Raw genomic sequence first — 22,244 nt, forward strand, 5'->3', positions numbered from 1 at the left:
GGCGTGTTTTCCGCCGATCGAAGGACGTGATCGGCGGAAAACACGCCGCGACAGACCGACGCGGCCTCGCGCTGCGGGCGGCCCGCCACCTCAGCGAGGCCGCGTCGGCTTGTCGCGTCGCGTTTCCCGCCGATCACGTCCTTCGATCGGCGGGAAACGCGACGCGATGAGCCGACTCCAGGCGGCCGAGCCGCCGAACCGGAGGTGAGGCAGTCCAACACTGTGGCACGATCAGCGCGATCAGCGACCGAAGGGGTGAGGCGTGCGCGTCCTGTCCATTGACCTGGGCACTTCCAACACCGTCGCGGTGCTTGCCGCGCACGGCAGGCCGCCCCGGGTCGTCGAGGTGGACGGGTCCGCCACCATGCCCTCGGCCGTCTACTGCGAGGAGGACGGCTCGCTGGTCGTCGGGCGCGACGCCGAGCGGCGGGCCCGGTTGGACCCCTCGCGGTTCGAGCCCAACCCCAAGCGGCGGGTGGACGAGGGGATGCTGCTGCTGGGCGACAACGTCGTCCCGGTCACCGACGCGCTGGCCGCCGTGCTGCGCCGTGTGCTGGAGGAGACCACCCGGCAGCTCGGCGGCGAGTCCCTGGACGAGGTCCGCCTCACCCACCCCGCGCAGTGGGGTCCCACGCGCCGCAACGTGCTGCTGTCCGCGGCCCGGCTCGCGGGTGTGAGCTGCGACATCGTGCCGGTGCCCGAACCGGTCGCCGCCGCCTCCCACTACGCCTCGCTGGCCGTCGGCCAGGCGCTGGCCGTCTACGACCTGGGCGCGGGCACGTTCGACGTCGCGATCGTCGGCGCCACCCAGAACGGCTTCACCGTGCTCGCCGAGGACGGCCTGCACGACCTGGGCGGTCTCGACGTCGACCAGGCGCTGTTGGAGCACGTGGGCCGCCAGGTGTCCCACCGCGACCCGGCGGGTTGGCAGCGGTTGCTGCGCCCGGAGACCACGGCCGACCGTCGCGCCCGCCGCGCCCTTCAGGAGGACGTGCGGGCCGCCAAGGAGTCGCTGTCCCGGCACGCGCACACCGAGGTCCCGATGCCGGAGCCGTTCGAGGACGTGCTGGTCAACCGGTCGGACCTGGAAGCGCTGATCCGCCCCAGCATGCTGCGCAGCGTGGAGCTGCTGGCGGCCACGATCCGGTCCACCGGCATGGCCCCCAACCAGCTCGCGGGCATCTACCTGGTGGGCGGGTCGAGCCGGATCCCGCTGGTGGCGACCATGATCGCCGAGCAAGTGCGGGTCGTGCCGACCAGCCTGGACCAGCCGGAGACCGCCGTCGCGCTGGGCGCGCACCACGTGCCCAAGGACGGCATCACGCCGCGTTCCAAGGACCCGGTGAAGGTGTCCAACGAGCCGCCGACGGTGGTCACCAAACCGGTGACCGGGCCGAACCCGGTCCAGAACCCGGCGCAGAGCGGCCCGTACCAGGTGAACCCGGGGGTCAGCGGGCCCTACCAGGTCAACCCGGGCGCGAGCGGCCCTTACCAGGTCAACCCCGCCGTGAGCGGCCCCTACCAGGTGAACCCGGGGGTCAGCGGGCCCTACCAGGTGCCGCAGCAGTTCAACTTCCCGAGCGTGTCCCCGCGCGCCCAGGAGAAGAAGAAGTCCCCCAAGAACGTCTACCTCGCCGTCGGCGCTGCCGTGGTGCTCGTGCTGGCCGTGGTCGGCGGCATCTTCGTGCTCAACGGCCCCGGCGAGCTGACCGCGCAGGACTGCAAGAACGACACCGCCAAGGACGACAAGGGCTTCACGGAGTGCCTGCGGCGGCTCGCGGGCACCATCCCGGACACCAGCACGTGCAAGGCGGGCGGTTCGGCGGGCGTGTCGGGCATCGCCGAGATCAAGGGCACGGTGGTCAGCTGCGCCCTCAAGGACGACTACTCGGTGCAATACGTGCTCACCGAGACCGTCACGGGCGCACAACAGAGCGCGGACGCGCTGGCGCGGTCCTTGAAGACGGACATGGTCGAGGCGGAGTGGGGCGGCAACGGTCTCAAGGGCAAGTACCGGGCCACCGCCAACGGTGGCGTGGGGCTGCTCGCGTTCACCGCGGACAACCTGCCGCTGCTGGGCATCGTGACCAAGAGCAGCGGTGACGACGTGAGCGCCGACAACGTCGCCGACTTCTTCGAAAACACCGTTCAGCCTGGTACCTGACCCGGACGGGGGCTGCGCCGCCACCCGCCGCCCTGGCACGATCCATGATCATGACCACGGTCGAGGTGGTGCAGCGCAGGGTGCTCCGCGTGCTCGCGGCCACCCAGGTGCTGGGCGCCGCGGGCGTCACCATCGGTCTCGCGGTCTCGACCCTCCTCGCCGCCGCGCTGTCGGACTCCGACGCCGTGGGCGGCCTCGCGCAGACCGCGGCCGTGGTCGGCGCGGCGGTGTTCGCGGTGCCCGCGGCCCGGGTCGCCGTGCGGCACGGACGCCGGCCCGCACTGGTCTTCGGGTACGCCCTGGGTGCCGTGGGAGCGGTGCTGGCCGCGTGCGCCGTGGTGCTGCGGTCGTGGCACGTGCTGCTGCCCGCCCTGGTCCTGTTCGGGGCCGCCACCAGCGCGAACCTCGCCGCCCGGTACGCCGGCGCGGACCTGGCCGACCCGCGCAGACGGGCGCGCTCGATGGCCGTCGTGGTGTGGGCGGCGACGTTGGGCGCGGTCGCCGGGCCGAACCTCGCCGACCCCGCCGGGCGGTTCGCGGTGACCCTCGGCCTGCCCGTCGGAGCGGGCCCCTACCTGCTGTCGGCGGTGCTGTTCGGGCTGGCCGCCCTGGTGGTGGCGCGGCTGCTGCGCCCGGACCCGTTGGTGGTGGTGCGGGACGCTGTAGTGCCCGCGCACTGCGCAGGGGGAGTGGGGGACACCCGCGGGTCCGGTGCGGTGTGGCGGTCGCTGCCCGGCGGCGCGAAGCTCGCGTTGGGCGGCATCACGTTGTGCCACACGGCGATGGTCGGGCTCATGTCCATGACACCGGTGCACATGGACCACGCGGGGTCGTCGCTGCGCGTTGTAGGGGTCGTCATCAGTCTGCACGTGGCCGCGATGTACATCGCGAGCCCGTTGTTCGGGTGGATGGCGGACCGGTTGGGCCGTGTGTCGGTGCTGGCGATCGGCGCGGCGCTGGTGGTGGCCGCGTCGGGCATCGCGGGCATGGCCCCCGCGCACGACGCGCCGCAGCTCGCGGCCGGGTTGACGTTGCTGGGCTTCGGCTGGTCGGCGGGCCTGGTGGCCGGGTCGGCGCTGCTCACCGAGTCGGTCGCCGTGGCGGACCGGCCCGCCGCGCAAGGGCTGTCCGACCTGTGCATGAACGTCGGTGGCGCCGTGGGTGGCATCACGGCGGGCGTGGTGGTGACGGCGTGGTCTTACGCCGCGTTGGGGCTGCTGGTGGGCTTCACCGCGTTGCCGCTGCTGGTCGTGTGCTTGTTCTCGTCCTTGCAGCGGGTGCGTTGATCAGCGGTTGCGGTTGTGCCACCAGGCGCGCAGACCGACCACGAGCGCGGCGACGAGGCTCGCGAAGATCAGGATCTGGCCGATCGGCGAGGACAGGCCGGTGGGGTCTTCCATGCCTGCGAGGTTAGCGCGCGACGGCGGCGAACTCGCGGGAACGGCCGGTCCCACCGGCGGATCGTCCCGTTCTAGCGGTTCACCCGGACGACCAGGTCCTCGGCGGACAGGTCGTCGCCGCGGTCGTTGCGCACCCGCACCCGCACCGGTGAACCGGTCGTGTCGACCACGCGCAGCGGAGCGTCGTCACCCTGGAGGTGGCGGTCGCCCCACTGCATCAGGGCCATGACGATGGGGAGCAGGTCGCGGCCCATCTCGGTGAGCACGTACTCGTGCCGCGTGCGCTGTCCGGGCTCCTGGTAGGGGCGCTTCTCGAACACGCCGAGCTCGACCAGTTCGCGCAACCTGGCCGCCGCCGACGCCTCGGTGACGCCCACGCGGGTCGCGAAGTCGTGGAACCTGGTCGTGCCGTAGAACGCCTCGCGCAGCAGCAGGACCGCCGTCCGGTTGCCGATGGCGTCCATCGCCTTGCCGATCGAGCACCGCGTGGCCCGCCAGCGGTCCCGGTCGGCCAGGGGGCCGTCCAAGGTCATCGCCATGCGTCGAGCGTACCAACTGGCTTTGTGGCGCTATAGCCAGCGAGCCGTGCCGCGCTCCCGCGCCCGTGCGTCGGAGCTGTTCATCGTGCGCGCTAGCCTGGGGCCGATGCGCAACACGGTGTTCCGCAAGTTGATGGCGAACGAGTTCGGCGAGGTCCGGGCGGAGATGGTGGCCAGGGACCACGTCCTGTCCGCCCTCGGTGGTCGCACGCCCGACCAGGCGCTGGACGCGGGCGTGCCGGCCAAGGAGATCTGGCTCGCGGTGTGCGACGCGTTCGACGTGCCGGAACACCGCCGGTGACCGGGCGTGTCGGGCAGGCGGTCGAACACCTGTTCGGCTATAGTGCCCAGCACGACCGGGTGATGCATCCCCGCAGGTGACCCGGCCCCGCCGAAAAATGTCGTACCCCGCCCGTAACGTCGGCCCCGACATCGCAACGGCGAACCCGCAGACTCAACGAGGTGGACTCCAGATGGCACAGGCACCCGACCGGGACAAGGCCCTCGAACTGGCCCTGGCCCAGATCGACAAGCAGTTCGGCAAGGGCTCGGTCATGCGGCTCGGCGAGGAAGGCCGCGCCCCGATCGAGGTGATCCCCACCGGCGCGATCGCGCTCGACGTCGCGCTCGGCATCGGCGGCCTGCCCCGCGGCCGGGTCGTGGAGATCTACGGGCCTGAGTCCTCCGGTAAGACGACGGTCGCGCTGCACGCCGTGGCCAACGCGCAGCGCAACGGCGGCATCGCGGCGTTCGTCGACGCCGAGCACGCGCTGGACCCGGACTACGCGAAGAAGCTGGGCGTCGACACCGACGCGCTGCTGGTCTCCCAGCCCGACACCGGCGAGCAGGCGCTGGAGATCGCGGACATGCTGGTCCGCTCCGGTGCGCTGGACATCCTCGTGATCGACTCGGTGGCGGCGCTGGTGCCCCGTGCCGAGATCGAGGGCGAGATGGGCGACAACCACGTCGGCCTCCAGGCGCGTCTGATGAGCCAGGCGCTGCGCAAGATCACCGGTGCGCTGAACTCCTCCGGCACCACAGCGATCTTCATCAACCAGCTGCGCGAGAAGATCGGCGTGATGTTCGGCTCGCCGGAGACCACGACCGGTGGCAAGGCGCTGAAGTTCTACGCGTCGGTGCGCCTGGACGTGCGGCGCATCGAGACGCTGAAGGACGGCGGCGAGCCGGTCGGCAACCGGACCCGCGTCAAGGTCGTGAAGAACAAGGTCGCGCCGCCGTTCAAGCAGGCGGAGTTCGACATCCTCTACGGCCAGGGCATCTCGCGCGAGGGCTCGCTCATCGACATGGGCGTGGACCAGGGCATCCTGCGCAAGTCCGGCGCTTGGTACACCTACGAGGGCGACCAGCTCGGCCAGGGCAAGGAGAACGCGCGGAAGTTCCTGCGCGAGAACCCGGACGTGGCCAACGAGATCGAGAAGCGGATCAAGGAGAAGCTCGGCATCGGGGCGACCCTGGAGGCCGACGACACCGCGCCCGCGCCGGTCGAGTTCTGAGCCTGAGGAGTCGGGCCGCCGCCGGGGTCCGGTGGTGCGCGGTGCCGGCGCGGGGCGCCGGCCGCAGTGCGCCGGCGGTGGCGCAGCGTGCCGGCCGCGGTGTCGGTCGCGCGGTGTCGGTCGCGGCGTGCCGGTGCGCGGTGCCGGTGGTACGGCGGTGTGTGCGGTGCCGGTGGTGGGAGGCGTGAGCGGTGACTGAGACCTCGTCCGGGGGTCGGGGGCGGTTCGGTGGCTCTCGGCGGCGCGGTCGGTCGGCCGAGGGGTCTGACGGTTCCTCGGAGTCGGCCGCGCCGGTGGACCCGGTCAAGGAGCAGCGCAAGGCGACCGACATCTGCTACGCGTTGCTGACCGCCCGCGCCCGGACCCGCGTGGAGTTGAAGGACGCCCTGCTGCGCAAGGGCATCCGCGAGGAGACCGTCGAACTCGTGCTCGGCAGGTTCGACCGGGCCGGGTTGATCGACGACGCCGCCTTCGCCGAGGTGTGGGTGCGGTCCCGGCACGCGCACCAGGGGCTGGGGCGGCGGGCGTTGGTGCAGGAGTTGCGGCGCAAGGGCGTGGCCGACGAGGTCGCGGCCGAGGCGCTCGCCGCCGTGGACGACGAGGCGGAGCAGGAACGGGCCCGGGAGCTGGTGCGCAAGAAGCTGCGCACCATGTCCGGTGTGGACGAGCAGGCGAAGCTGCGTCGGCTGGTGGCCGCGTTGGCGCGCAAGGGGTACGCCGAGGGCATGGCCTACCGGGTGGTGCGCGACGAGCTGAAGGCCGAGGTGGAGGACTACCTGCCGGACTGACCGGTCAGCCGCCAGAACTGGCGCTTGCGGTCGTCCCGCACGACCACGCCCAGGCGGGCCAGTTCGGTGCGCAGTTCGCGGGCGTCGTCCGCGTCGCTCTTCTTCAGGGCCTTGGCACGGGCCTTGAGCAGCGCGTTCGCGGCGGGCGGCAGGTCGGGCAGGTCCTCGACCCAGCGGCGGAACTCGTCGCGGTGCGGGTCGGCGTCCAGCCATGGGTAGCCGTGGGTCTGGAACGCGTCGGCCACCGCGCCGGCGGGCAGGTCGTGGGACTCGCGGGCCAGCTCCTCGGAGATCCGGCCCAGCACGACGAGTTTCTTGTCGTCGAAGAAGACCGCGGAGATCTCGGTGCGGTCGATCGTGCGCGGCGTGCCGCCGCGGGTGAGCGTGAGGGTCTCGTCGGTCAGCTCGACGGTGAGGCGTTCGTGCGCGGCCCAGGCGGCGAAGAACAGGCCGACCGCCGCGCCCAGCGCCAACGAACCGACCGTGCCCCACGGTTCGGGTACCGAGTCGATCAGCCTCAGCGGACCGCGGAACGGTATCCAGGGCAGGGACAACAGCCACCCCGCCGCGGCCCGCACGCCCCACAACAGGCCGGCCCCGACGACCGGGAAACCCGCCCACACCATGCCGACCTGCCGGCCGGGTTCGGCGACCGTGGTCGTCCGCATGTTCCCCCACCCCTCCCCGAGTGCGCTCCCAACCTAGCGCAGCGCGCATGGCAGGCTTGGCGGAACCGGATCGTGGGGGAGTGCCTTGAAGCACGTGGTGTGGGACTGGAACGGCACGCTGCTGGACGACACGCACGCCGTGCTGCACGCGGTGAACCGGGTGTGCGGGCGGTACGGCCGGGCGGCGCTGACGCTGGACGAGTGGCGCGCGGTGTTCAGCCGGCCGCTGATCGCCTGCTACGAAGGGCTGCTCGGCCGGGCGCTGTCCGAACGGGACTGGGCCGACATCGACCTCGTCTACCACGTCGAGTACCGGGCGCTGCTGGACACGTGCGCCCTGGCGACGGGGGTGCCGGACCTGCTGCGGACGTGGTCCGGGACGCAGTCGCTGCTGTCGATGTGGTTCCACGACGAGCTGGTGCCGCTGGTCGAACGGCTGGGCCTGACCGGCCTGTTCACCCGCGTCGACGGGCTGCGGGTGGACGTCGGCGGCGGGTCGAAGGCCGAGCACCTGGCCGAGCACCTGGCGCACCAGGGCCTCGACCCGCGGGACGTGGTGCTGATCGGCGACGTGGTGGACGACGCGGAGGCCGCGCGGCACGTCGGCGCGCGGGCGGTGCTGGTGACCACGGGCGTGGGGGAGCGGCGGCGGCTGGAGGCGACCGGGATGCCGGTGGTCGACTCGATCCCCGAAGCCCTCGCCCTCATCACCTGACCCGCGCGGGCAGGCCCCGGAAGGACAGGCCCCGGAAGGACGGGACCGGGAGGCCGGGACCGCGAGCGCGGTGCGGGCGCCACCGTGGTCGGCGGCGCCCGCACCACATCCGTCAGAGGGACGCGGCGGCCTTGGCCAGGGACTCGATCCGGGCCCAGTCGCCGGCGGCGAGGGCGTCCTTCGGGGTCAGCCACGAGCCGCCGACGCAGCCCACGTTGGGCAGCGCCAGGTACTTCGGCGCGGTCTCCGGGGTGATGCCGCCGGTCGGGCAGAAGCGCAGGCCCGGCAGCGGGCCGCCGACCGACTTGAGGTAGTCCGCGCCGCCCGCCGCCTCGGCCGGGAAGAACTTCAGCGCCGTGAGGCCGCGCTCGGCGAGCTTCATCGCCTCCGACACGGTCGCCGCGCCCGGCAGGAACGGCAGCCCGGTGTCCTCCACCGCGTCCAGCACGCGGTCCGTCGAACCCGGCGTGACCAGGAACGACGCGCCGGCCTTCAACGCCTGCTCGGCGTGCTCGGGCGCGGTCACGGTCCCCGCGCCCAGCGCGATGTCGGGCACCTCGGCCGCGATCCGCTCGATCGCGGGCAGCGCGGCGGGTGTGCGCAGGGTCAGCTCGATGACCCGGATGCCCCCGCGCAGCAACGCCTGCGCCAGCGGCACGGCGTGGGCCGCGTCGTCCAGCACGACGACGGGGATGACGGGGGACAGCTCCAGCAGATCGTTGCTGGTGGTCACCGACTTACCTCCTGGTTGAACCGGCCCGCGAAGTGCGAGGCCGCGATCGGTCCGAACACGCTGGCGCCCCGGTCGGCCGGTCCCACGGCCCGGCGCAGCGCGCCGAACAGCTCACGGCCGGTGCCCGACCACGCCTGGGCGTCCGGCGGGAAGTCCACCAGGTCGCGCGCGGCCAGTTCGGCCGGGTCCACGAGCGCCTCCAGCGTGCCGGTCTCGGCGTCCACCCGCAGCACGTCGCCGTCGCGCACCCGCGCCAGCGGACCGCCCACGGCGGCCTCGGGCGTGACCTGGATGGCGGCCGGGACCTTGCCCGACGCGCCGGACATGCGGCCGTCGGTGACCAGGGCGACCTTGAACCCGCGGTCCATCAGCACGCCCAGGGCCGGGGTCAGCTTGTGCAGCTCGGGCATCCCGTTGGCCTGCGGACCCTGCTGCCGCACCACGACCACGACGTCCCGCTCCAGCTCACCGGCCTGGAACGCCGCGCTGAACGCCTCCTGCGAGGTGAACACTCGCGCCGGCGCCTCCACGACCCGGTGCTCGGGCGCGACCGCGGACACCTTGGTCACCGCACGCCCGAGGTTGCCCGACAGCATCCGCAGCCCGCCGTCGGCCGCGAACGGGTCCGACACCGGCCGCAGCACGTCGGTGTCCAGCGAGTGGTCCGGGCCGTTGCGCCAGGTCAGCGCGCCTTCGATGAGCACCGGCTCCTTGCGGTAGCGGTTGAGGCCGAAGCCCGCGACGGTGTGGACGTCCTCGTGCAGCAGGCCCGCGTCCAGCAGCGTCGAGACCAGGAACTGCACGCCGCCGGCGGCCTGGAAGTGGTTGATGTCCGCGCTGCCGTTGGGGTAGACGCGGGCCAGCAGCGGCACCACCGAGGACAGGTCGGCGAAGTCGTCCCAGCTCAGCTCGATGCCGGCGGCGGACGCGATGGCCACCAGGTGCATGGTGTGGTTGGTCGAACCGCCGGTGGCCAGCAGCGCGACCACGCCGTTGACCACGGCCTTCTCGTCCACGACCCGGCCGATCGGCGTGTACTCCTCGCCCCGGCTGATCTCCACCGCCCGGCGCGCGGCCTCCTCGGTCAGCGCGCGGCGCAGCCTGGTGCCCGGCGGGACGAAGCTCGCGCCCGGCAGGTGCAGGCCCATGACCTCCACGACGAGCTGGTTGGAGTTGGCCGTGCCGTAGAACGTGCAGGTCCCGGGGCTGTGGTAGGACGCGGCCTCGGCTTCGAGCAGGTTCTCCCTGCTCGCCTTGCCCTCGGCGAACAGCTGCCGGACCCGCGCCTTCTCCTTGTTCGGCAGGCCCGAGGCCATCGGCCCGGCGGGGACGAGGATGGCGGGCAGGTGCCCGAACGACAGCGCCCCGATCAGCAGGCCCGGCACGATCTTGTCGCACACGCCGAGCAGCACGGTCGCGTCGAACATGTCGTGCGACAGCGCGATGCCGGTCGCCATCGCGATGACGTCCCGGCTGAACAGCGACAGCTCCATGCCCGCGCGGCCCTGCGTGATGCCGTCGCACATCGCCGGCACCCCGCCGGCGAACTGCGCGATTCCGCCTTGAGCGCGAGCCGCGTCCTTGATCCACGCCGGGTACTCGTTCATGGGCTGGTGCGCCGACAGCATGTCGTTGTACGCCGAAACGATGGCCACGTTCGGGCGACGCAGCGCGCGCAGCGCCTCCTTGTCGCCACCCGTGATGCCCGCGAAACCGTGCGCGAAGTTGGAGCAGGCGAGGTCGCGCCGGGCCGGTCCCTCGACGTGGGCCGCGTCGAGTTTGTCCAGGTAGGCGGATCGACCGGCGGCGCTGCGGGCGGCGATGCGAGCCGTCACTTCGGCGACGACGGGATGCACGCTCATGGTTCGCTGTCTCCCGGGTGGTGATCACGGGCCGTGGTGGGGCCCGGTGGGACGGCAGCGCTGGCGTCGCACGGACGGACGTGACAGCACACACACTATGTCACGACACATGATCGTCACAAAACCGATTCAGTGGGTGAGACGCGACGCGACGACTTGTGGTGCTTGTCACAGACGCCCGGAGCGGGCAGAGTCGGCACACGGACCCCCAAGGGAGGTGCTGACCATGACGGCCTCGGAGATCGTGGAACTGCGCCGCGTGCTCGGCCAGCTTCGCCAGTGCGTCGGTTCACTGCGGTCGCGCTACGGCGACGTCGCGTCCGTGCAACGGCTCGCGAACGACGTCGAGCGCATGGACATCGACGCGACGGAGTTGCTCGACCTGGACAGCACACCCCGGCAGCGCGAGGCGCCCAGGGTGGAACGGGAGGTCGTCGTCGTGCCCGACACGCCGTACGACCCGAAGCTCTGGCACGACGCCGACGACGAAGGTCTGGGTGGCTACCGCCACACCTGAGCGCAACACAGGCCGGCCCCCGCGACTCGACGCGGGGGCCGGCTTCGGTTTTTCCCGAACTGTCTTACGTCCCCGCCACAGCGAAGTGGAACCGAGGTGAGGTATGAGGGCGCAGATCGCCCAGCGCACGTTGCGGACGGACCGGTGGTGGCTACCGCCGCTGGTCACGTTCACCGGCCTGCTGCTGATCTCGATCTACGCGGCGGTGCGCACGTTCATGGGCGACTTCTACTGGGTCGACGAGTACCGGTACCTGACGCCCATGTACTCACCGTGCCTGAGCGAGGAGTGCCTCCCGGCCGCCGCGCACTTCGGCCGGCCGCTGCCGGAGCTGCCCGGGTTCCTGACGCCACCCGTGGTGATCATCCCGTTCCTGCTCGGGTTCCGGGTGACCTGCTACTACTACCGCAAGGCCTACTACCGCGCGGCGTGGCTGTCGCCGCCGGCGTGCGCGGTCGCCGAACCGCACGGCAAGTACACCGGTGAGACCCGGTTCCCGCTGATCGCGCAGAACCTGCACCGGTACTTCTTCTACGCCGCCTCGATCCTGCTGCTCATCAACGTCTACGACGCGATCTACGCGCTGAGCGCCGGGTTCGGGCTGGGCAACATCGTGCTGCTGGTGAACGTGGCGCTGCTCGGCGCGTACACGCTGTCGTGCCACTCGTGCCGGCACATCGCGGGCGGGCGGCTCAAGCACTTCTCCAAGCACCCCGTGCGGTACTGGATGTGGACGCGGATCTCCAAGCTCAACGCCAAGCACATGCAGCTCGCGTGGGCGTCGCTGATCTTCGTCTGCGTGACCGACCTCTACGTCGCGCTGGTCGCGTCCGGCGCCATCACCGACCTTCGCATCATCGACTGAGGAGCTTGTCTTGCCCGAGGTGGAACGGCATTCGTTCGACGTGCTCGTGATCGGCGCGGGTGGCGCGGGTCTGCGGGCGGCGATCGAGGCCAGGGAGCACGGGATGCGCACGGCGGTGCTGTGCAAGTCGCTGTTCGGCAAGGCGCACACGGTGATGGCCGAGGGCGGCATCGCCGCGGCGATGGGGAACGTCAACTCCAACGACAGCTGGCAGGTGCACTTCCGCGACACCATGCGCGGCGGGAAGTTCCTGAACAACTGGCGCATGGCCGAGTTGCACGCCAAGGAAGCCCCGGACCGCGTGTGGGAGCTGGAGACCTACGGCGCGCTGTTCGACCGCACCAAGGACGGCCGGATCAGCCAGCGCAACTTCGGCGGGCACGAGTACCCGCGCCTGGCGCACGTCGGCGACCGGACCGGGCTGGAGCTGATCCGGTCGTTGCAGCAGAAGGTCGTGTCGCTGCAACAGGAGGACTTCGCGGCGACCGGCGACTACGAGTCGCGGCTGAAGGTCTTCCAGGAGTTCACCGTCACCGACCTGGTGCAGGACGACGGCGCGATCGCCGGCGCGTTCGGCTACTGGCGCGAGTCCGGCCGGTTCGTGCTGTTCGAGGCGCCCGCGGTGGTGCTGGCGACCGGCGGCATCGGCAAGTCGTTCAAGGTGACGTCGAACTCCTGGGAGTACACCGGCGACGGGCACGCGCTGGCGTTGCGCGCCGGGGCGTCGCTGATCAACATGGAGTTCATCCAGTTCCACCCGACCGGCATGGTGTGGCCGCCGTCGGTGAAGGGGATCCTGGTCACCGAGTCGGTCCGCGGCGACGGCGGCGTGCTGCGCAACTCCGACGGCAAGCGGTTCATGTTCGACTACATCCCCGAGGTGTTCAAGGACAAGTACGCCGACAACCCCGAGGAAGCCGACCGCTGGTACACCGACCCCGACAACAACCGCCGCCCGCCGGAGCTCCTGCCCCGCGACGAGGTGGCGCGGGCGATCAACTCCGAGGTCAAGGCCGGGCGCGGCACCGAGCACGGCGGGGTGTTCCTCGACGTGTCGACGCGGTTGCCGGCCGAGGAGATCACCCGGCGGCTGCCGTCGATGCACCACCAGTTCAAGGAGCTGGCCGACGTCGACATCACCGCGCAGCCCATGGAGGTCGGGCCGACGTGCCACTACGTGATGGGTGGCGTGCAGGTGGACCCGGACACCGGCGCGTCGTCCGTGCCGGGGCTGTTCGCGGCGGGCGAGGTGTCCGGCGGCATGCACGGCTCCAACCGGTTGGGCGGCAACTCGCTGTCCGACCTGCTCGTGTTCGGCCGACGGGCGGGGGAGGGCGCGGCGAACCACGTGGCCGGGCTCTCGTCACGACCGGTGTGCTCGGACGACGCGGTGGCCGAGGCGCAACGCGTCGCGGTGGAACCGTTCTCGCGTGAGGGCGGGGAGAACCCGTACACGCTGCACATGGAGTTGCAGCAGGTGATGAACGACCTCGTCGGCATCATCCGCAAGGCCGACGAGATGGAACAGGCGTTGAAGCGGCTCGACGACCTCAAGCGGCGGGCCCAGACGCTGTCGGTCGAGGGGCACCGGCAGTTCAACCCCGGGTGGCACCTGGCCCTGGACCTGCGCAACATGCTGGTGGTCAGCGAGTGCGTGGCGCGCGCGGCGTTGCTGCGCACCGAGAGCCGCGGCGGCCACACCCGCGACGACTACCCCGGCATGGACTCGTCGTGGCGGCGGAAGTTGCTGGTGTGCAAGGCCTCCGGTGGCGAGGTGTCGGTGGAGGAGGAGCCGCAGGTCCCCATCCGGGACGACCTGTTGGCCCTGTTCGAGCACAGCGAGTTGCAGAAGTACCTGACCGCCGAGGAACTGGAGGGCTGACATGGGGTACCAGGGGCGGTTCAGGGTGTGGCGCGGTGATGCGGACGGGGGCGGCCTGGAGGACTTCACCGTCGAGGTGAACGAGGGCGAGGTCGTGCTCGACATCATCCACCGGTTGCAGGCGACGCAGGCCGCGGACCTGGCCGTGCGGTGGAACTGCAAGGCGGGCAAGTGCGGTTCGTGCTCGGCGGAGGTCAACGGCCGGCCGCGGTTGTTGTGCATGACGCGGATGTCGGTGTTCGCGGAGGACGAGGTGGTGACCGTGACGCCGATGCGCACGTTCCCCGTCATCCGCGACCTGGTGACGGACGTGTCGTACAACTACCAGAAGGCGCGGGAGATCCCGGCGTTCCAGCCGCCGAAGGGCGTCGCGCCGGGCGACTACCGGATGTCCCAGGTGGACGTGGAGCGGTCGCAGGAGTTCCGGAAGTGCATCGAGTGCTTCCTGTGCCAGAACACCTGCCACGTCATCCGCGACCACGAGGAGAACAAGGAGGCGTTCTCCGGGCCGCGGTTCCTGATGCGCGTGGCGGAGTTGGAGATGCACCCGCTGGACGAGGCGGACCGCGTGCAGGCGGCGCAGTCCTCGCACGGCCTGGGCCTGTGCAACATCACGAAGTGCTGCACGGAAGTGTGCCCGGAACACATCAAGATCACCGACAACGCCCTGATCCCGATGAAGGAACGCGTCGCCGACCGCCGCTACGACCCGATCGTGTGGCTGGGCAACAAGCTGTTCCGGAGGTCGTAAACGCATTGCGCTCGGTCGCGTGACTCGCCGACCCTGGTGCCGTGGAATTCGAGAACGGCGCGGCACTCGGGTCGGCGGTCGCCGAACACCTGCGGCACAACCTGGTCAACCCGCGCGTGCGCAACGGCGTCGCCCTCGAACCGGGGCTGACGGACGCCGAGATCGCGGCGGTGGAGGACCGGTTCGGCTTCGAGTTCGCCGACGACCACCGCGCCTACCTCGCCGAACTGCTGCCGACCGGCGCCGGCTTCCCGGACTGGCGCGACGGCGACCCGGACGCGCTGCGCGGCCAGGTGGAGTGGCCGGTCGAGGGCGTGCTGTACGACGTGGTGGAGAACGGGTTCTGGTACACGCCGTGGGGGGAGCGCCCGGTGGCCGACGACGACGCCGTGGCGCTGGCCCGAACGCACCTGGCCGCGGTGCCGCGCATGGTCCCCGTCAGGACGCACCGGTGCCTACCGGGCGGTCGAGGCACGTTCGGATACCCCGTGCTGTCGATGTACCAGACCGACATCATCTACTACGGGGCGAACCTGCTCCACTACTTCGGCGGGCGAGCCTCGTCGCCGCACGGGGCGCACGAACGGTCGATCCCGTTCTGGGACGACCTGCTTCACTTGGACAACGAGTTGGTGGTGCGCAAGGAGAACGACGACTGAGCGCGGGTCGTGGCGAGCGCCGCCTTGAACTCCTTGGCGACCTCTGCGGCGAACCCGCGTCGCGTCACCCCGAGGTGGCGCAACGCGGGGCCGTGGTCCCAGCAGACGGTGGCCAGGGCGCCGAGGAGCAGGAACCACCAGATCGTGTGGGCCGCGCGCGGGACCTCGCCGCGCAGGCGCAGGCAGTGGAACGGCACGTGGCGGCGTTCGTCGGCGAGGATGCGTCCCGCGACCTCCGAGGTGAGGGCATCGCGGGAGCCGTCGCGCAGGGCGCGGTAGTAGCCGAGCGCCACGACCTCCGCGATCAACAGCACCATCAACTCCAGCCGCAGCCCCAACGCCCGCCGCAGCCGCACGAACACCGCGTCGGTCCAGTGCCCGTCAAGCGTCTTCGCGCCGGCGGAACGCAGGAGCAGCGCCAACATCCGGGCGTGGTTCTGCTCCTCGGCCACGAACATCCGCACCGCCCGCGCGTAGACGGGCTCACCGGCCGCCTTGGCGATCAGGTTGGCACCGTCCCCGGCCTCGCCGACCTGGAACCGCTGCACACTGGCCACCACGGCCGGCGCCATCACGGCACCGCGGGCGAAGTCCGGGTCACCGGTCTCCCGCCGCCGCCGAGCCTGCTCCTCGAAGTCCCGCACCCACTCCTCGAACCCGTCCACGCCTCCACCGTGCCGGACGGATGTGGAGATCGAGTGGAGGTTCCGAGTGCGTTTCCCGGCCTCCCTAGTCCCAGAGGCGGCCGAAGCGGGCCAGTTCCGCGCCGTACTCGATGCGGTGCTGCCAGTCCTCCGGCCACGCCTCGAAGCCGTGGTACGCGCCGGCGAACGCGCCCGCCAGGCAGGCGATCGAGTCGGAGTCGCCGGACGTCGTCGCCGCTCGCCGCAGCACGCGGACCGGGTCGTCGGGGAACAGCAGGAAGCAGTGCAGGGCCGTGCCCAGCGCCTCCTCCGCCACCCAGCCCTCGCCGGTCGCGCGGCACGGGTCCTCGTCCGGGTCCGGGTGCGCCAGGGCCAGGTCGAGGTTGTCCAGGACGCGCAGGCACTCGTCCCAGCCGCGGGCGATGAAGTCCTCCGGGGTGGTCGCGGCGGGGCCGGTCCACAGGTCTTCGAGCCAGTCGACGTGGTAGGTGGTGCGTTGCTCGTTCGCGCGGGCGCGCAACGCCGCCGGCAGGTCGCGCGGGTGCAGGCCGGAACGCAGCCAGTGCACGGCGAACGCGGTCAACTCCGACGCCGCCAGCGCCGTCGGGTGGCCGTGGGTCAGCGCGGACTGGAACTGCGCGACGGCGGCACGCGTGCGGTCCTCCCAGCCGTGCACCAGCCCGACCGGCGCGACGCGCATGTTCGCCCCGCACCCCTTGGACCGCCGCCGGCTCGCCTCCGTCCAGGACAACCCGGTGGCCAGCCGTTCGCACGCCTCCAAGCACGTCAGGCCGGGCGCGCGGTTGTTCTCCGGATCGCGCCACCAGTCCACGAAGTGCTCGCGCAACGCCGCCTCGACCGGCTCGGGCCACGGCACGACGTCCGCCAACGCCCGCGCCACCGCCAACGTCATCTGCGTGTCGTCGGTGACCTTGGCCGGCTGCCCTTCGAGGTCCGCCGGCCCGCCTGCCCCGAACCGCCGCTCGATCTCGGCCACGGACAGGAACTCCGTCGCCGCCCCCAACGCGTCCCCATAAGCCAAACCGAACAAACTGCCACTAGCCCTCACCGCTACCCCCTCCTCGACTGCGGCAACAAACTAACCGAGAAGGCGAGCAGGGTGGCCTTGGTCTGCAAGTACCCGGAATGTTCCACCGCGGTGATCCGCCGGCGACCACTCGGGCAAGCGAAAAGCGGGGAGCCCGCCGCAGCAGACTCCCCGCTTTCGACCAGCCAGATCAGCTGCAACCGGAGGTCGAGCCGCAGCCCTCGCACAGGTAGCAGGAGCCGGCCGGGCGCATCTTCGTGCCGCACGTCATGCACAGCGGCGCGTCGGCCGTGGTGCCCAGGTGCAGTTCGAGCAGTTCCGTGGAGCTGCCGACCTTCACGTCCGCGGACGCCGACTTCTTCTCCTCCACCGCCGGGGTGGGGGAGGAATCGACCGACGTGCGCAGGCCCTCCAGGTCCACGTCCGAGCCGCTGCCGTAGTCCTGCGACACCTGGGCCGTGCGCTCGTCGGCGGTGAAGATGCCCAGCTGGGCCCGCTTCTCGAACGGCAGGTAGTCCAGGGCCAGGCGGCGGAACAGGTAGTCCAGTACGCTGGTCGCGATCCGCACGTCCGGGTCGTCGGTCATGCCCGCCGGCTCGAAGCGCAGGTTCTGGAACTTCGAGACGTAGAACTCCAGCGGGATGCCGTACTGCAGGCCCACCGAGATCGACATCGAGAACGCGTCCATCACGCCGGCCAGCGTCGAACCCTGCTTGCCCAGCTTGACGAAGATCTCGCCCAGGCCGTCGTCCGGGTACGACCCGGCGTGCAGGTAGCCCTCGGCACCACCCACGGTGAACGACACCGTCTGCGACGGGCGCTTCTTCGGCAGCCGCTTGCGGACCGGCCGGTACTCGACCACCGTCTCCGGCGCCTTGGTGTCCGAAGAGGACTTCGCCGACTTGCCCGCCGACAGCGGCTGGCCGACCTTGCAGTTGTCGCGGTAGATCGCGAGCGCCTTCAGGCCCAGCTTCCAGCCCTGGTAGTAGATCTCCTCGACGTCCTCGACGGTCGCCGACTCCGGCATGTTCACCGTCTTGGAGATCGCGCCCGAGATGAACGGCTGCACCGCGGCCATCATCCGCACGTGGCCCATCGGCGCGATGGAACGCTCACCCATCGCGCAGTCGAACACCTCGTAGTGCTCTTGGCGCAGACCCGGGGCGTCGACCACGTGGCCGTGCTCGCCGATGTACTCGACGATCGCCTCGATCTGCTCCTCCTGGTACCCCAACGCCTTCAGCGCGCGCGGCACGGTCTGGTTGACGATCTGCATCGAGCCGCCGCCGACCAGCTTCTTGAACTTCACCAGCGCCAGGTCCGGCTCGATGCCGGTCGTGTCGCAGTCCATCATCAGGCCGATGGTGCCGGTCGGGGCCAGCACCGACGCCTGCGCGTTGCGCCAGCCGTTCTTCGCGCCGACCTGGATGCCCTCCTGCCACACCCGCGTCGCCAGCTTCTGCACCTGGGCGTCGTTGGCGTGGTAGGTGCGGATCAGGTCGTTGGCCGCGGCGTGCTTGCGGATGACCCGCTGGTGCGCCTCGGCGTTGCGGGCGTAACCCTCGTACGGGCCGACGATCCCGGCCAGCTCCGCGGACCGCTTGTACGCCACGGCCTGCATCAGCGACGTGATGGACGCCGCCAGCGCCCGGCCGCCCTCGGAGTCGTACGCGTGACCGGTCGCCATGAGCAGCGCGCCCAGGTTCGCGTAGCCGATGCCCAGCTGGCGGAACTTGCGGGTGGTCTCCGCGATCGGCTCGGTCGGGAAGTCCGCGAAGCTGATGGAGATCTCCATCGCCGTGATCACGAACTCGACCGACTTCGCGAACAGCTCCGCGTCGAACTGGCCGTCGTCCTTGAGGAACTTCATCAGGTTCAACGACGCCAGGTTGCAGCTGGAGTTGTCCAGGTGCATGTACTCCGAGCACGGGTTCGACGCGGTGATCCGGCCGGACTCCGGCGTGGTGTGCCAGTCGTTGATCGTGCCGTCGTACTGGATGCCCGGGTCGGCGCACTCCCACGCCGCCTGCGCCAGCTTGCGGAACAGCTGCTTGGCGTCGACGGTCTCGATGACCTCGCCGGTCAGGCGGGCGCGCAGGCCGAACTGGCCGCCGTTCTCGTAGGCGTGCATGAACTCGTCCGACACGCGGATCGAGTTGTTCGCGTTCTGGTACTGCACGGACACGATGTCCTTGCCGCCCAGGTCCATGTCGAACCCGGCGTCGCGCAGCGCGCGGACCTTGTCCTCTTCGCGCGCCTTGGTCTCGATGAACTCCTCGACGTCCGGGTGGTCCACGTCGAGCACGACCATCTTCGCCGCGCGACGCGTCGCGCCGCCGGACTTGATGGTGCCCGCGGACGCGTCCGCGCCGCGCATGAACGACACCGGGCCGGACGCGGTGCCGCCGGAGGAGAGCAGCTCCTTCGAGGACCGGATGCGGGACAGGTTCAGGCCCGCGCCCGACCCGCCCTTGAAGATCAGGCCCTCCTCGCGGTACCAGTTGAGGATCGACTCCATCGTGTCGTCCACGGCGAGGATGAAGCACGCGCTGACCTGCTGCGGCGAGCTGGTGCCGACGTTGAACCACACCGGCGAGTTGAAGCTGAACACCTGGTGCAGCAGCATCCAGGTCAGCTCGTGCTCGAACACCTCGGCGTCCTTGCCGGACCCGAAGTAGCCGTGCTCGACGCCCGCCTCGACGTAGGTCTTCACCACGCGGTCGATCAACTGGCGCAGGCTGTGCTCGCGCTGCGGCGTGCCCACCGCGCCGCGGAAGTACTTGCTGGTCACGATGTTGGTCGCGTTGACCGACCAGAAGTCGGGGAACTCCACACCGCGCTGCTCGAAGTTGATCGAGCCGTCGCGCCAGTTCGTCATGACGACGTCGCGACGCTCCCAGGTCACCTCGTCGTAGGGGTGCACGCCCTCGGTGGTGTAGACGCGCTCCACCTCCAGGCGCCGCTTGTCCCCCGCGCCGTTCCGGGTGGCGGTCTTCTTGCTGGAGCCGCCAACGGTCTCCGTCATTCCCCGTTCCTCTTTCTTCCGCTACTCGAAATGCCTGGGGGCGGCCGACAACCGGGGTCGAACTCCGGAAACGGCCGCGGGAAGTCTGTGGAGTGCTTATTCGGAGTGCTGCGCGTTGCGCAGGTCCGCGATCTCCTTCTCGAAGTCCTCGACCGAGGAGAAGGACCGGTAAACGCTGGCGAAGCGCAGGTAGGCGACTTCGTCCAGCTCTCTGAGCGGCCCGAGGATCGCGAGCCCCACCTCGTGGCTCGGGATCTCGGCGCACCCGGTGGAGCGGATCGACTCCTCGACCCGCTGGGCCAGCAGCGACAGGGCGTCCTCGTCCACGGGCCGGCCCTGGCACGCGCGCCGGACGCCGGTGACCACCTTGTCCCGGCTGAACGGCTCGGTCACGCCGGAGCGCTTGACCACCGCGAGCACCGCCTCCTCGACGGTGGTGAAGCGGCGCCCGCAGCTGGAGCAGGAGCGTCGGCGGCGGATCACCTGGCCCTCGTCCACCTCGCGCGAGTCGACCACGCGGGAGTCCGAGTTGCGGCAGAACGGACAGCGCACGACTGGCTCACCCCTCCCCGGCGCAGCACCCATCGCGTCAGCCCACGTGATGGGGAAACCCACAACCTGTGGACTAACTACAACGGTGTAACCACTAGATGTAGGGGTCAACCTATGCCCGTCGCCTAGATGGCGCAAGCTGAACCCGGCGTGTCGCGGCCGGCTCGGTCGAGTGAACCTCGACGCACGACGCACCGCGACCCGGCGATCACGGGGAGGCGTCGGCGGCCGGACGCGACGCGGGCCGGCACCCGCACAGGGTGCCGGCCCGCGACCGGACGTCGGTGAGGAGGGGTCAGCCGTCGGTGCGCCCGTCCGGGACGACGAGCGACTGGCCGGGCTTGATCGAGGGGTCGGCGAGCCGGTTCAGCTCCTTGATGCGGAGCACGACCGCCTCGGGGTCGCTGTCCGGCGCGGTGCGCTCGGCGATGTCCCAGAGCGTCTCACCCACCTGGACGTGGACGACGCTGGTGCGTTCGGGGACCGAGGCGGCGCCGGAGGCGAACAGGTAGAGCACGCTGAGCGTGACGGCCGCGAGGACGGCGACGGCGGCGTAGCGGGCGAACTGGACGGCCGGGCGCTGCTCGCGGACGGTGCACGCGGCGGCCTCGGGCGCGGTGGCCACGGCGAGCGGCCGGGGGCGCGGCGTCGTCGGCCGGCGCTGGTCGATCCGGAAGCTGCGCAGGACCCTCGGTCCGGGCGGGAGGGGTTCGCCACGCCGCACGTCCTCGGCCACGGCGCCGTCGACGAGTTCGAACCCGCTCCGCGTACCGACCACCACCGCCATGACGTCCTCCCGTCGCAGGTCAAACGATCATGATCGAACTCTTGTTCGATCGAACGTCCGTGCGAATGTCTACCACTTCGACCGGCGTAACGGGAAGGACACGCCGACACTTACTTCGAACAGGTGTTTGATCTGGACAACGAGTGCGACTACCTTCACAACCGAAGATCGACGTACAGCCGGCCTGGGCGATCGGGACCGGTGAGGAGGGAAGCACTGTGGCTCGCAAGACCGACGACGACCTGCGCATCGCCGATGTGCCCTCCGTGCCCGAACCCGCGGACATCGCGGGCAACGCGGGACTGACCCTGCGCCAGCGCAAGGTGCTCGACGTGATCCGGGACTGGCTGGACCGGTTCGGCTACCCGCCCAGCGTGCGGGAGATCGGCGAGGCGGTCGGCCTCACGTCCACCTCCTCGGTGGCCCACCAGCTGCGCGCGCTGGAGCGCAAGGGCTTCCTGCGCCGCGACCCGAACCGGCCGCGCGCGGTGGGCGTGCTGCCCACGGAGATCGTGACCGGCCTGGACCCGGCGTCCAAGCCGACGCCCGCCTACGTGCCGATGCTGGGCCGCATCGCCGCCGGTGGCCCGATTCTGGCGGAGGAGGCGATCGAGGACGTGTTCCCGCTGCCCCGCGACCTGGTCGGCGAGGGCGAGGTCTTCCTGCTCAAGGTCGTCGGCGACTCGATGGTGGACGCCGCCATCACCGACGGCGACTGGGTCGTGGTGCGCCAACAGCCGACCGCCGACAACGGCGACGTGGTGGCGGCGATGATCGACGGCGAGGCCACCGTGAAGACGTTCAAGCGCAAGGACGGCCACGTGTGGCTGCTGCCGCACAACCCGGCTTACGAGCCGATCCTGGGTGACGAGGCGACCATCCTGGGCAAGGTGACGGCGGTGCTGCGCCGACTCTGAGGGCCGGGAGGTCCCACCCGATCGAGTGACATGCAGGCTTCGGAACCGATCGGCGACTCGGGCGTCCCGTGAAGTAGGAGGAACGCGGGAGGCGGGAGGGGCCGGTCGGTTCCGGCACGTCCGGGGACGGGTTGAGCGACGCCCGGCGAGGGCTGCGGCGCGGCCGGCACTGCGGCGCGGGCGTGGCGTGGCGCGGGCGTGGCGCGGGCGTGGT

Annotated in this window: 21 protein-coding genes; 12 read left to right on the forward strand and 9 right to left on the reverse strand. The window is 71.0% G+C overall.

Annotation, left to right across the window (positions count from 1 at the left end; all coding sequences use genetic code 11):
* The first annotated feature begins 262 nt into the window (after positions 1-262).
* Both AB0A74_RS20690 and AB0A74_RS20695 read left to right on the forward strand, forming a co-directional pair.
* A complete protein-coding gene (locus tag AB0A74_RS20690; RefSeq protein WP_358251581.1) occupies positions 263-2,164 on the forward strand; it encodes an Hsp70 family protein in 1,902 nt (633 codons plus the stop codon).
* A 50-nt stretch (positions 2,165-2,214) separates the two neighbouring features.
* Positions 2,215-3,450, forward strand: coding sequence for an MFS transporter (locus AB0A74_RS20695; RefSeq protein ID WP_358251582.1), 1,236 nt, complete (start codon positions 2,215-2,217; stop codon positions 3,448-3,450).
* Positions 3,451-3,635: 185 nt separating this feature from the next.
* Here the strand turns inward: AB0A74_RS20695 and AB0A74_RS20700 are convergent, their stop codons facing one another.
* Complete coding sequence (locus AB0A74_RS20700) at positions 3,636-4,103, reverse strand: helix-turn-helix domain-containing protein (protein WP_358251584.1); 468 nt, start codon at positions 4,101-4,103, stop codon at positions 3,636-3,638.
* A gap of 106 nt (positions 4,104-4,209) precedes the next feature.
* Here AB0A74_RS20700 and AB0A74_RS20705 point away from each other — a divergent pair, with 106 nt between their 5' ends.
* The 3 genes from AB0A74_RS20705 to AB0A74_RS20715 all read left to right on the forward strand — a co-directional run bounded on the left by AB0A74_RS20705 (position 4,210) and on the right by AB0A74_RS20715 (position 6,405).
* The gene (locus AB0A74_RS20705; RefSeq protein WP_309112877.1) at positions 4,210-4,404 is read left to right on the forward strand and encodes a DUF3046 domain-containing protein; all 195 of its coding nucleotides are present in this window, start codon (positions 4,210-4,212) and stop codon (positions 4,402-4,404) included.
* A gap of 172 nt (positions 4,405-4,576) precedes the next feature.
* Positions 4,577-5,617, forward strand: coding sequence for a recombinase RecA (gene recA / locus AB0A74_RS20710; RefSeq protein ID WP_358251586.1), 1,041 nt, complete (start codon positions 4,577-4,579; stop codon positions 5,615-5,617).
* 293 nt (positions 5,618-5,910) lie between these two features.
* A complete protein-coding gene (locus AB0A74_RS20715) occupies positions 5,911-6,405 on the forward strand; it encodes a regulatory protein RecX (RefSeq protein WP_358251588.1) in 495 nt (164 codons plus the stop codon).
* Here AB0A74_RS20715 and AB0A74_RS20720 read toward each other — a convergent pair.
* Complete coding sequence (locus AB0A74_RS20720) at positions 6,390-7,073, reverse strand: hypothetical protein (protein WP_358251590.1); 684 nt, start codon at positions 7,071-7,073, stop codon at positions 6,390-6,392. The two genes, AB0A74_RS20715 and AB0A74_RS20720, sit on opposite strands and share 16 nt — an antisense overlap.
* Positions 7,074-7,167: 94 nt before the next feature.
* On the opposite strand from AB0A74_RS20720, the gene AB0A74_RS20725 reads away from it, so the two are divergent.
* Positions 7,168-7,788, forward strand: coding sequence for an HAD family hydrolase (locus tag AB0A74_RS20725; protein WP_358251615.1), 621 nt, complete (start codon positions 7,168-7,170; stop codon positions 7,786-7,788).
* A 112-nt stretch (positions 7,789-7,900) separates the two neighbouring features.
* On the opposite strand, the gene eda is transcribed toward AB0A74_RS20725, so the two are convergent.
* On the reverse strand, positions 7,901-8,521 hold the full coding sequence (gene eda / locus AB0A74_RS20730) for a bifunctional 4-hydroxy-2-oxoglutarate aldolase/2-dehydro-3-deoxy-phosphogluconate aldolase (protein ID WP_358251592.1): 621 nt from the start codon (positions 8,519-8,521) through the stop codon (positions 7,901-7,903).
* Complete coding sequence (gene edd / locus AB0A74_RS20735; RefSeq protein WP_358251594.1) at positions 8,518-10,383, reverse strand: phosphogluconate dehydratase; 1,866 nt, start codon at positions 10,381-10,383, stop codon at positions 8,518-8,520. The genes eda and edd overlap by 4 nt, the downstream gene beginning before the upstream one ends.
* A gap of 226 nt (positions 10,384-10,609) precedes the next feature.
* Between edd and AB0A74_RS20740 the strand changes: the two genes are divergently transcribed.
* The 5 genes from AB0A74_RS20740 (at position 10,610) to AB0A74_RS20760 (ending at position 15,057) form a co-directional block, all read left to right on the forward strand.
* Positions 10,610-10,900, forward strand: coding sequence for a hypothetical protein (locus AB0A74_RS20740; protein WP_121221819.1), 291 nt, complete (start codon positions 10,610-10,612; stop codon positions 10,898-10,900).
* Between the two features lie 103 nt (positions 10,901-11,003).
* Positions 11,004-11,765 (forward strand): hypothetical protein, encoded by a 762-nt coding sequence (locus AB0A74_RS20745; RefSeq protein ID WP_358251596.1) that lies wholly within the window; start codon positions 11,004-11,006, stop codon positions 11,763-11,765.
* Between the two features lie 10 nt (positions 11,766-11,775).
* Entirely contained in the window at positions 11,776-13,647 is a 1,872-nt protein-coding gene (locus AB0A74_RS20750) for a fumarate reductase/succinate dehydrogenase flavoprotein subunit (protein ID WP_358251598.1), read from the forward strand.
* 1 nt (position 13,648) lies between these two features.
* Positions 13,649-14,398, forward strand: a complete 750-nt coding sequence (locus AB0A74_RS20755; protein WP_358251600.1) for a succinate dehydrogenase/fumarate reductase iron-sulfur subunit — start codon at positions 13,649-13,651, stop codon at positions 14,396-14,398.
* Positions 14,399-14,439: 41 nt separating this feature from the next.
* Positions 14,440-15,057 carry a hypothetical protein gene (locus AB0A74_RS20760; protein WP_358251602.1) on the forward strand — a complete coding sequence of 206 codons (618 nt, stop codon included), beginning with the start codon at positions 14,440-14,442 and terminating at the stop codon, positions 15,055-15,057.
* Here the strand turns inward: AB0A74_RS20760 and AB0A74_RS20765 are convergent.
* The 5 genes from AB0A74_RS20765 to AB0A74_RS20785 all read right to left on the reverse strand — a co-directional run bounded on the left by AB0A74_RS20765 (position 15,012) and on the right by AB0A74_RS20785 (position 21,113).
* A complete protein-coding gene (locus tag AB0A74_RS20765; protein WP_358251604.1) occupies positions 15,012-15,722 on the reverse strand; it encodes a ferritin-like domain-containing protein in 711 nt (236 codons plus the stop codon). The two genes, AB0A74_RS20760 and AB0A74_RS20765, sit on opposite strands and share 46 nt — an antisense overlap.
* Positions 15,723-15,786: 64 nt before the next feature.
* Complete coding sequence (locus tag AB0A74_RS20770) at positions 15,787-16,770, reverse strand: ADP-ribosylglycohydrolase family protein (protein ID WP_358251606.1); 984 nt, start codon at positions 16,768-16,770, stop codon at positions 15,787-15,789.
* Positions 16,771-16,939: 169 nt separating this feature from the next.
* Entirely contained in the window at positions 16,940-19,774 is a 2,835-nt protein-coding gene (locus AB0A74_RS20775; RefSeq protein ID WP_358251608.1) for a vitamin B12-dependent ribonucleotide reductase, read from the reverse strand.
* Between the two features lie 96 nt (positions 19,775-19,870).
* Entirely contained in the window at positions 19,871-20,326 is a 456-nt protein-coding gene (nrdR, locus tag AB0A74_RS20780; protein ID WP_343936177.1) for a transcriptional regulator NrdR, read from the reverse strand.
* A 295-nt stretch (positions 20,327-20,621) separates the two neighbouring features.
* Entirely contained in the window at positions 20,622-21,113 is a 492-nt protein-coding gene (locus AB0A74_RS20785; RefSeq protein ID WP_358251609.1) for a LysM peptidoglycan-binding domain-containing protein, read from the reverse strand.
* A gap of 242 nt (positions 21,114-21,355) precedes the next feature.
* Here AB0A74_RS20785 and lexA point away from each other — a divergent pair, with 242 nt between their 5' ends.
* Entirely contained in the window at positions 21,356-22,030 is a 675-nt protein-coding gene (gene lexA / locus AB0A74_RS20790; RefSeq protein WP_358251616.1) for a transcriptional repressor LexA, read from the forward strand.
* Positions 22,031-22,244 lie beyond the last annotated feature (214 nt).

Origin of the sequence: Saccharothrix sp. NPDC042600 (assembly GCF_040647305.1) — a bacterium.
GTDB lineage: Bacteria > Actinomycetota > Actinomycetes > Mycobacteriales > Pseudonocardiaceae > Actinosynnema > Actinosynnema mutabilis.

Coding starts and splice junctions, on each gene's coding strand:
- AB0A74_RS20695 (WP_358251582.1), top strand. CDS start 2,215: ATGACCACGGTCGAGGTGGTGCAGCGCAGGGTGCTCCGCGTGCTCGCG.
- AB0A74_RS20700 (WP_358251584.1), bottom strand. CDS start 4,103: ATGGCGATGACCTTGGACGGCCCCCTGGCCGACCGGGACCGCTGGCGG.
- AB0A74_RS20705 (WP_309112877.1), top strand. CDS start 4,210: ATGCGCAACACGGTGTTCCGCAAGTTGATGGCGAACGAGTTCGGCGAG.
- recA (WP_358251586.1), top strand. CDS start 4,577: ATGGCACAGGCACCCGACCGGGACAAGGCCCTCGAACTGGCCCTGGCC.
- AB0A74_RS20720 (WP_358251590.1), bottom strand. CDS start 7,073: ATGCGGACGACCACGGTCGCCGAACCCGGCCGGCAGGTCGGCATGGTG.
- edd (WP_358251594.1), bottom strand. CDS start 10,383: ATGAGCGTGCATCCCGTCGTCGCCGAAGTGACGGCTCGCATCGCCGCC.
- AB0A74_RS20740 (WP_121221819.1), top strand. CDS start 10,610: ATGACGGCCTCGGAGATCGTGGAACTGCGCCGCGTGCTCGGCCAGCTT.
- AB0A74_RS20745 (WP_358251596.1), top strand. CDS start 11,004: ATGAGGGCGCAGATCGCCCAGCGCACGTTGCGGACGGACCGGTGGTGG.
- AB0A74_RS20755 (WP_358251600.1), top strand. CDS start 13,649: ATGGGGTACCAGGGGCGGTTCAGGGTGTGGCGCGGTGATGCGGACGGG.
- AB0A74_RS20775 (WP_358251608.1), bottom strand. CDS start 19,774: ATGACGGAGACCGTTGGCGGCTCCAGCAAGAAGACCGCCACCCGGAAC.
- AB0A74_RS20785 (WP_358251609.1), bottom strand. CDS start 21,113: ATGGCGGTGGTGGTCGGTACGCGGAGCGGGTTCGAACTCGTCGACGGC.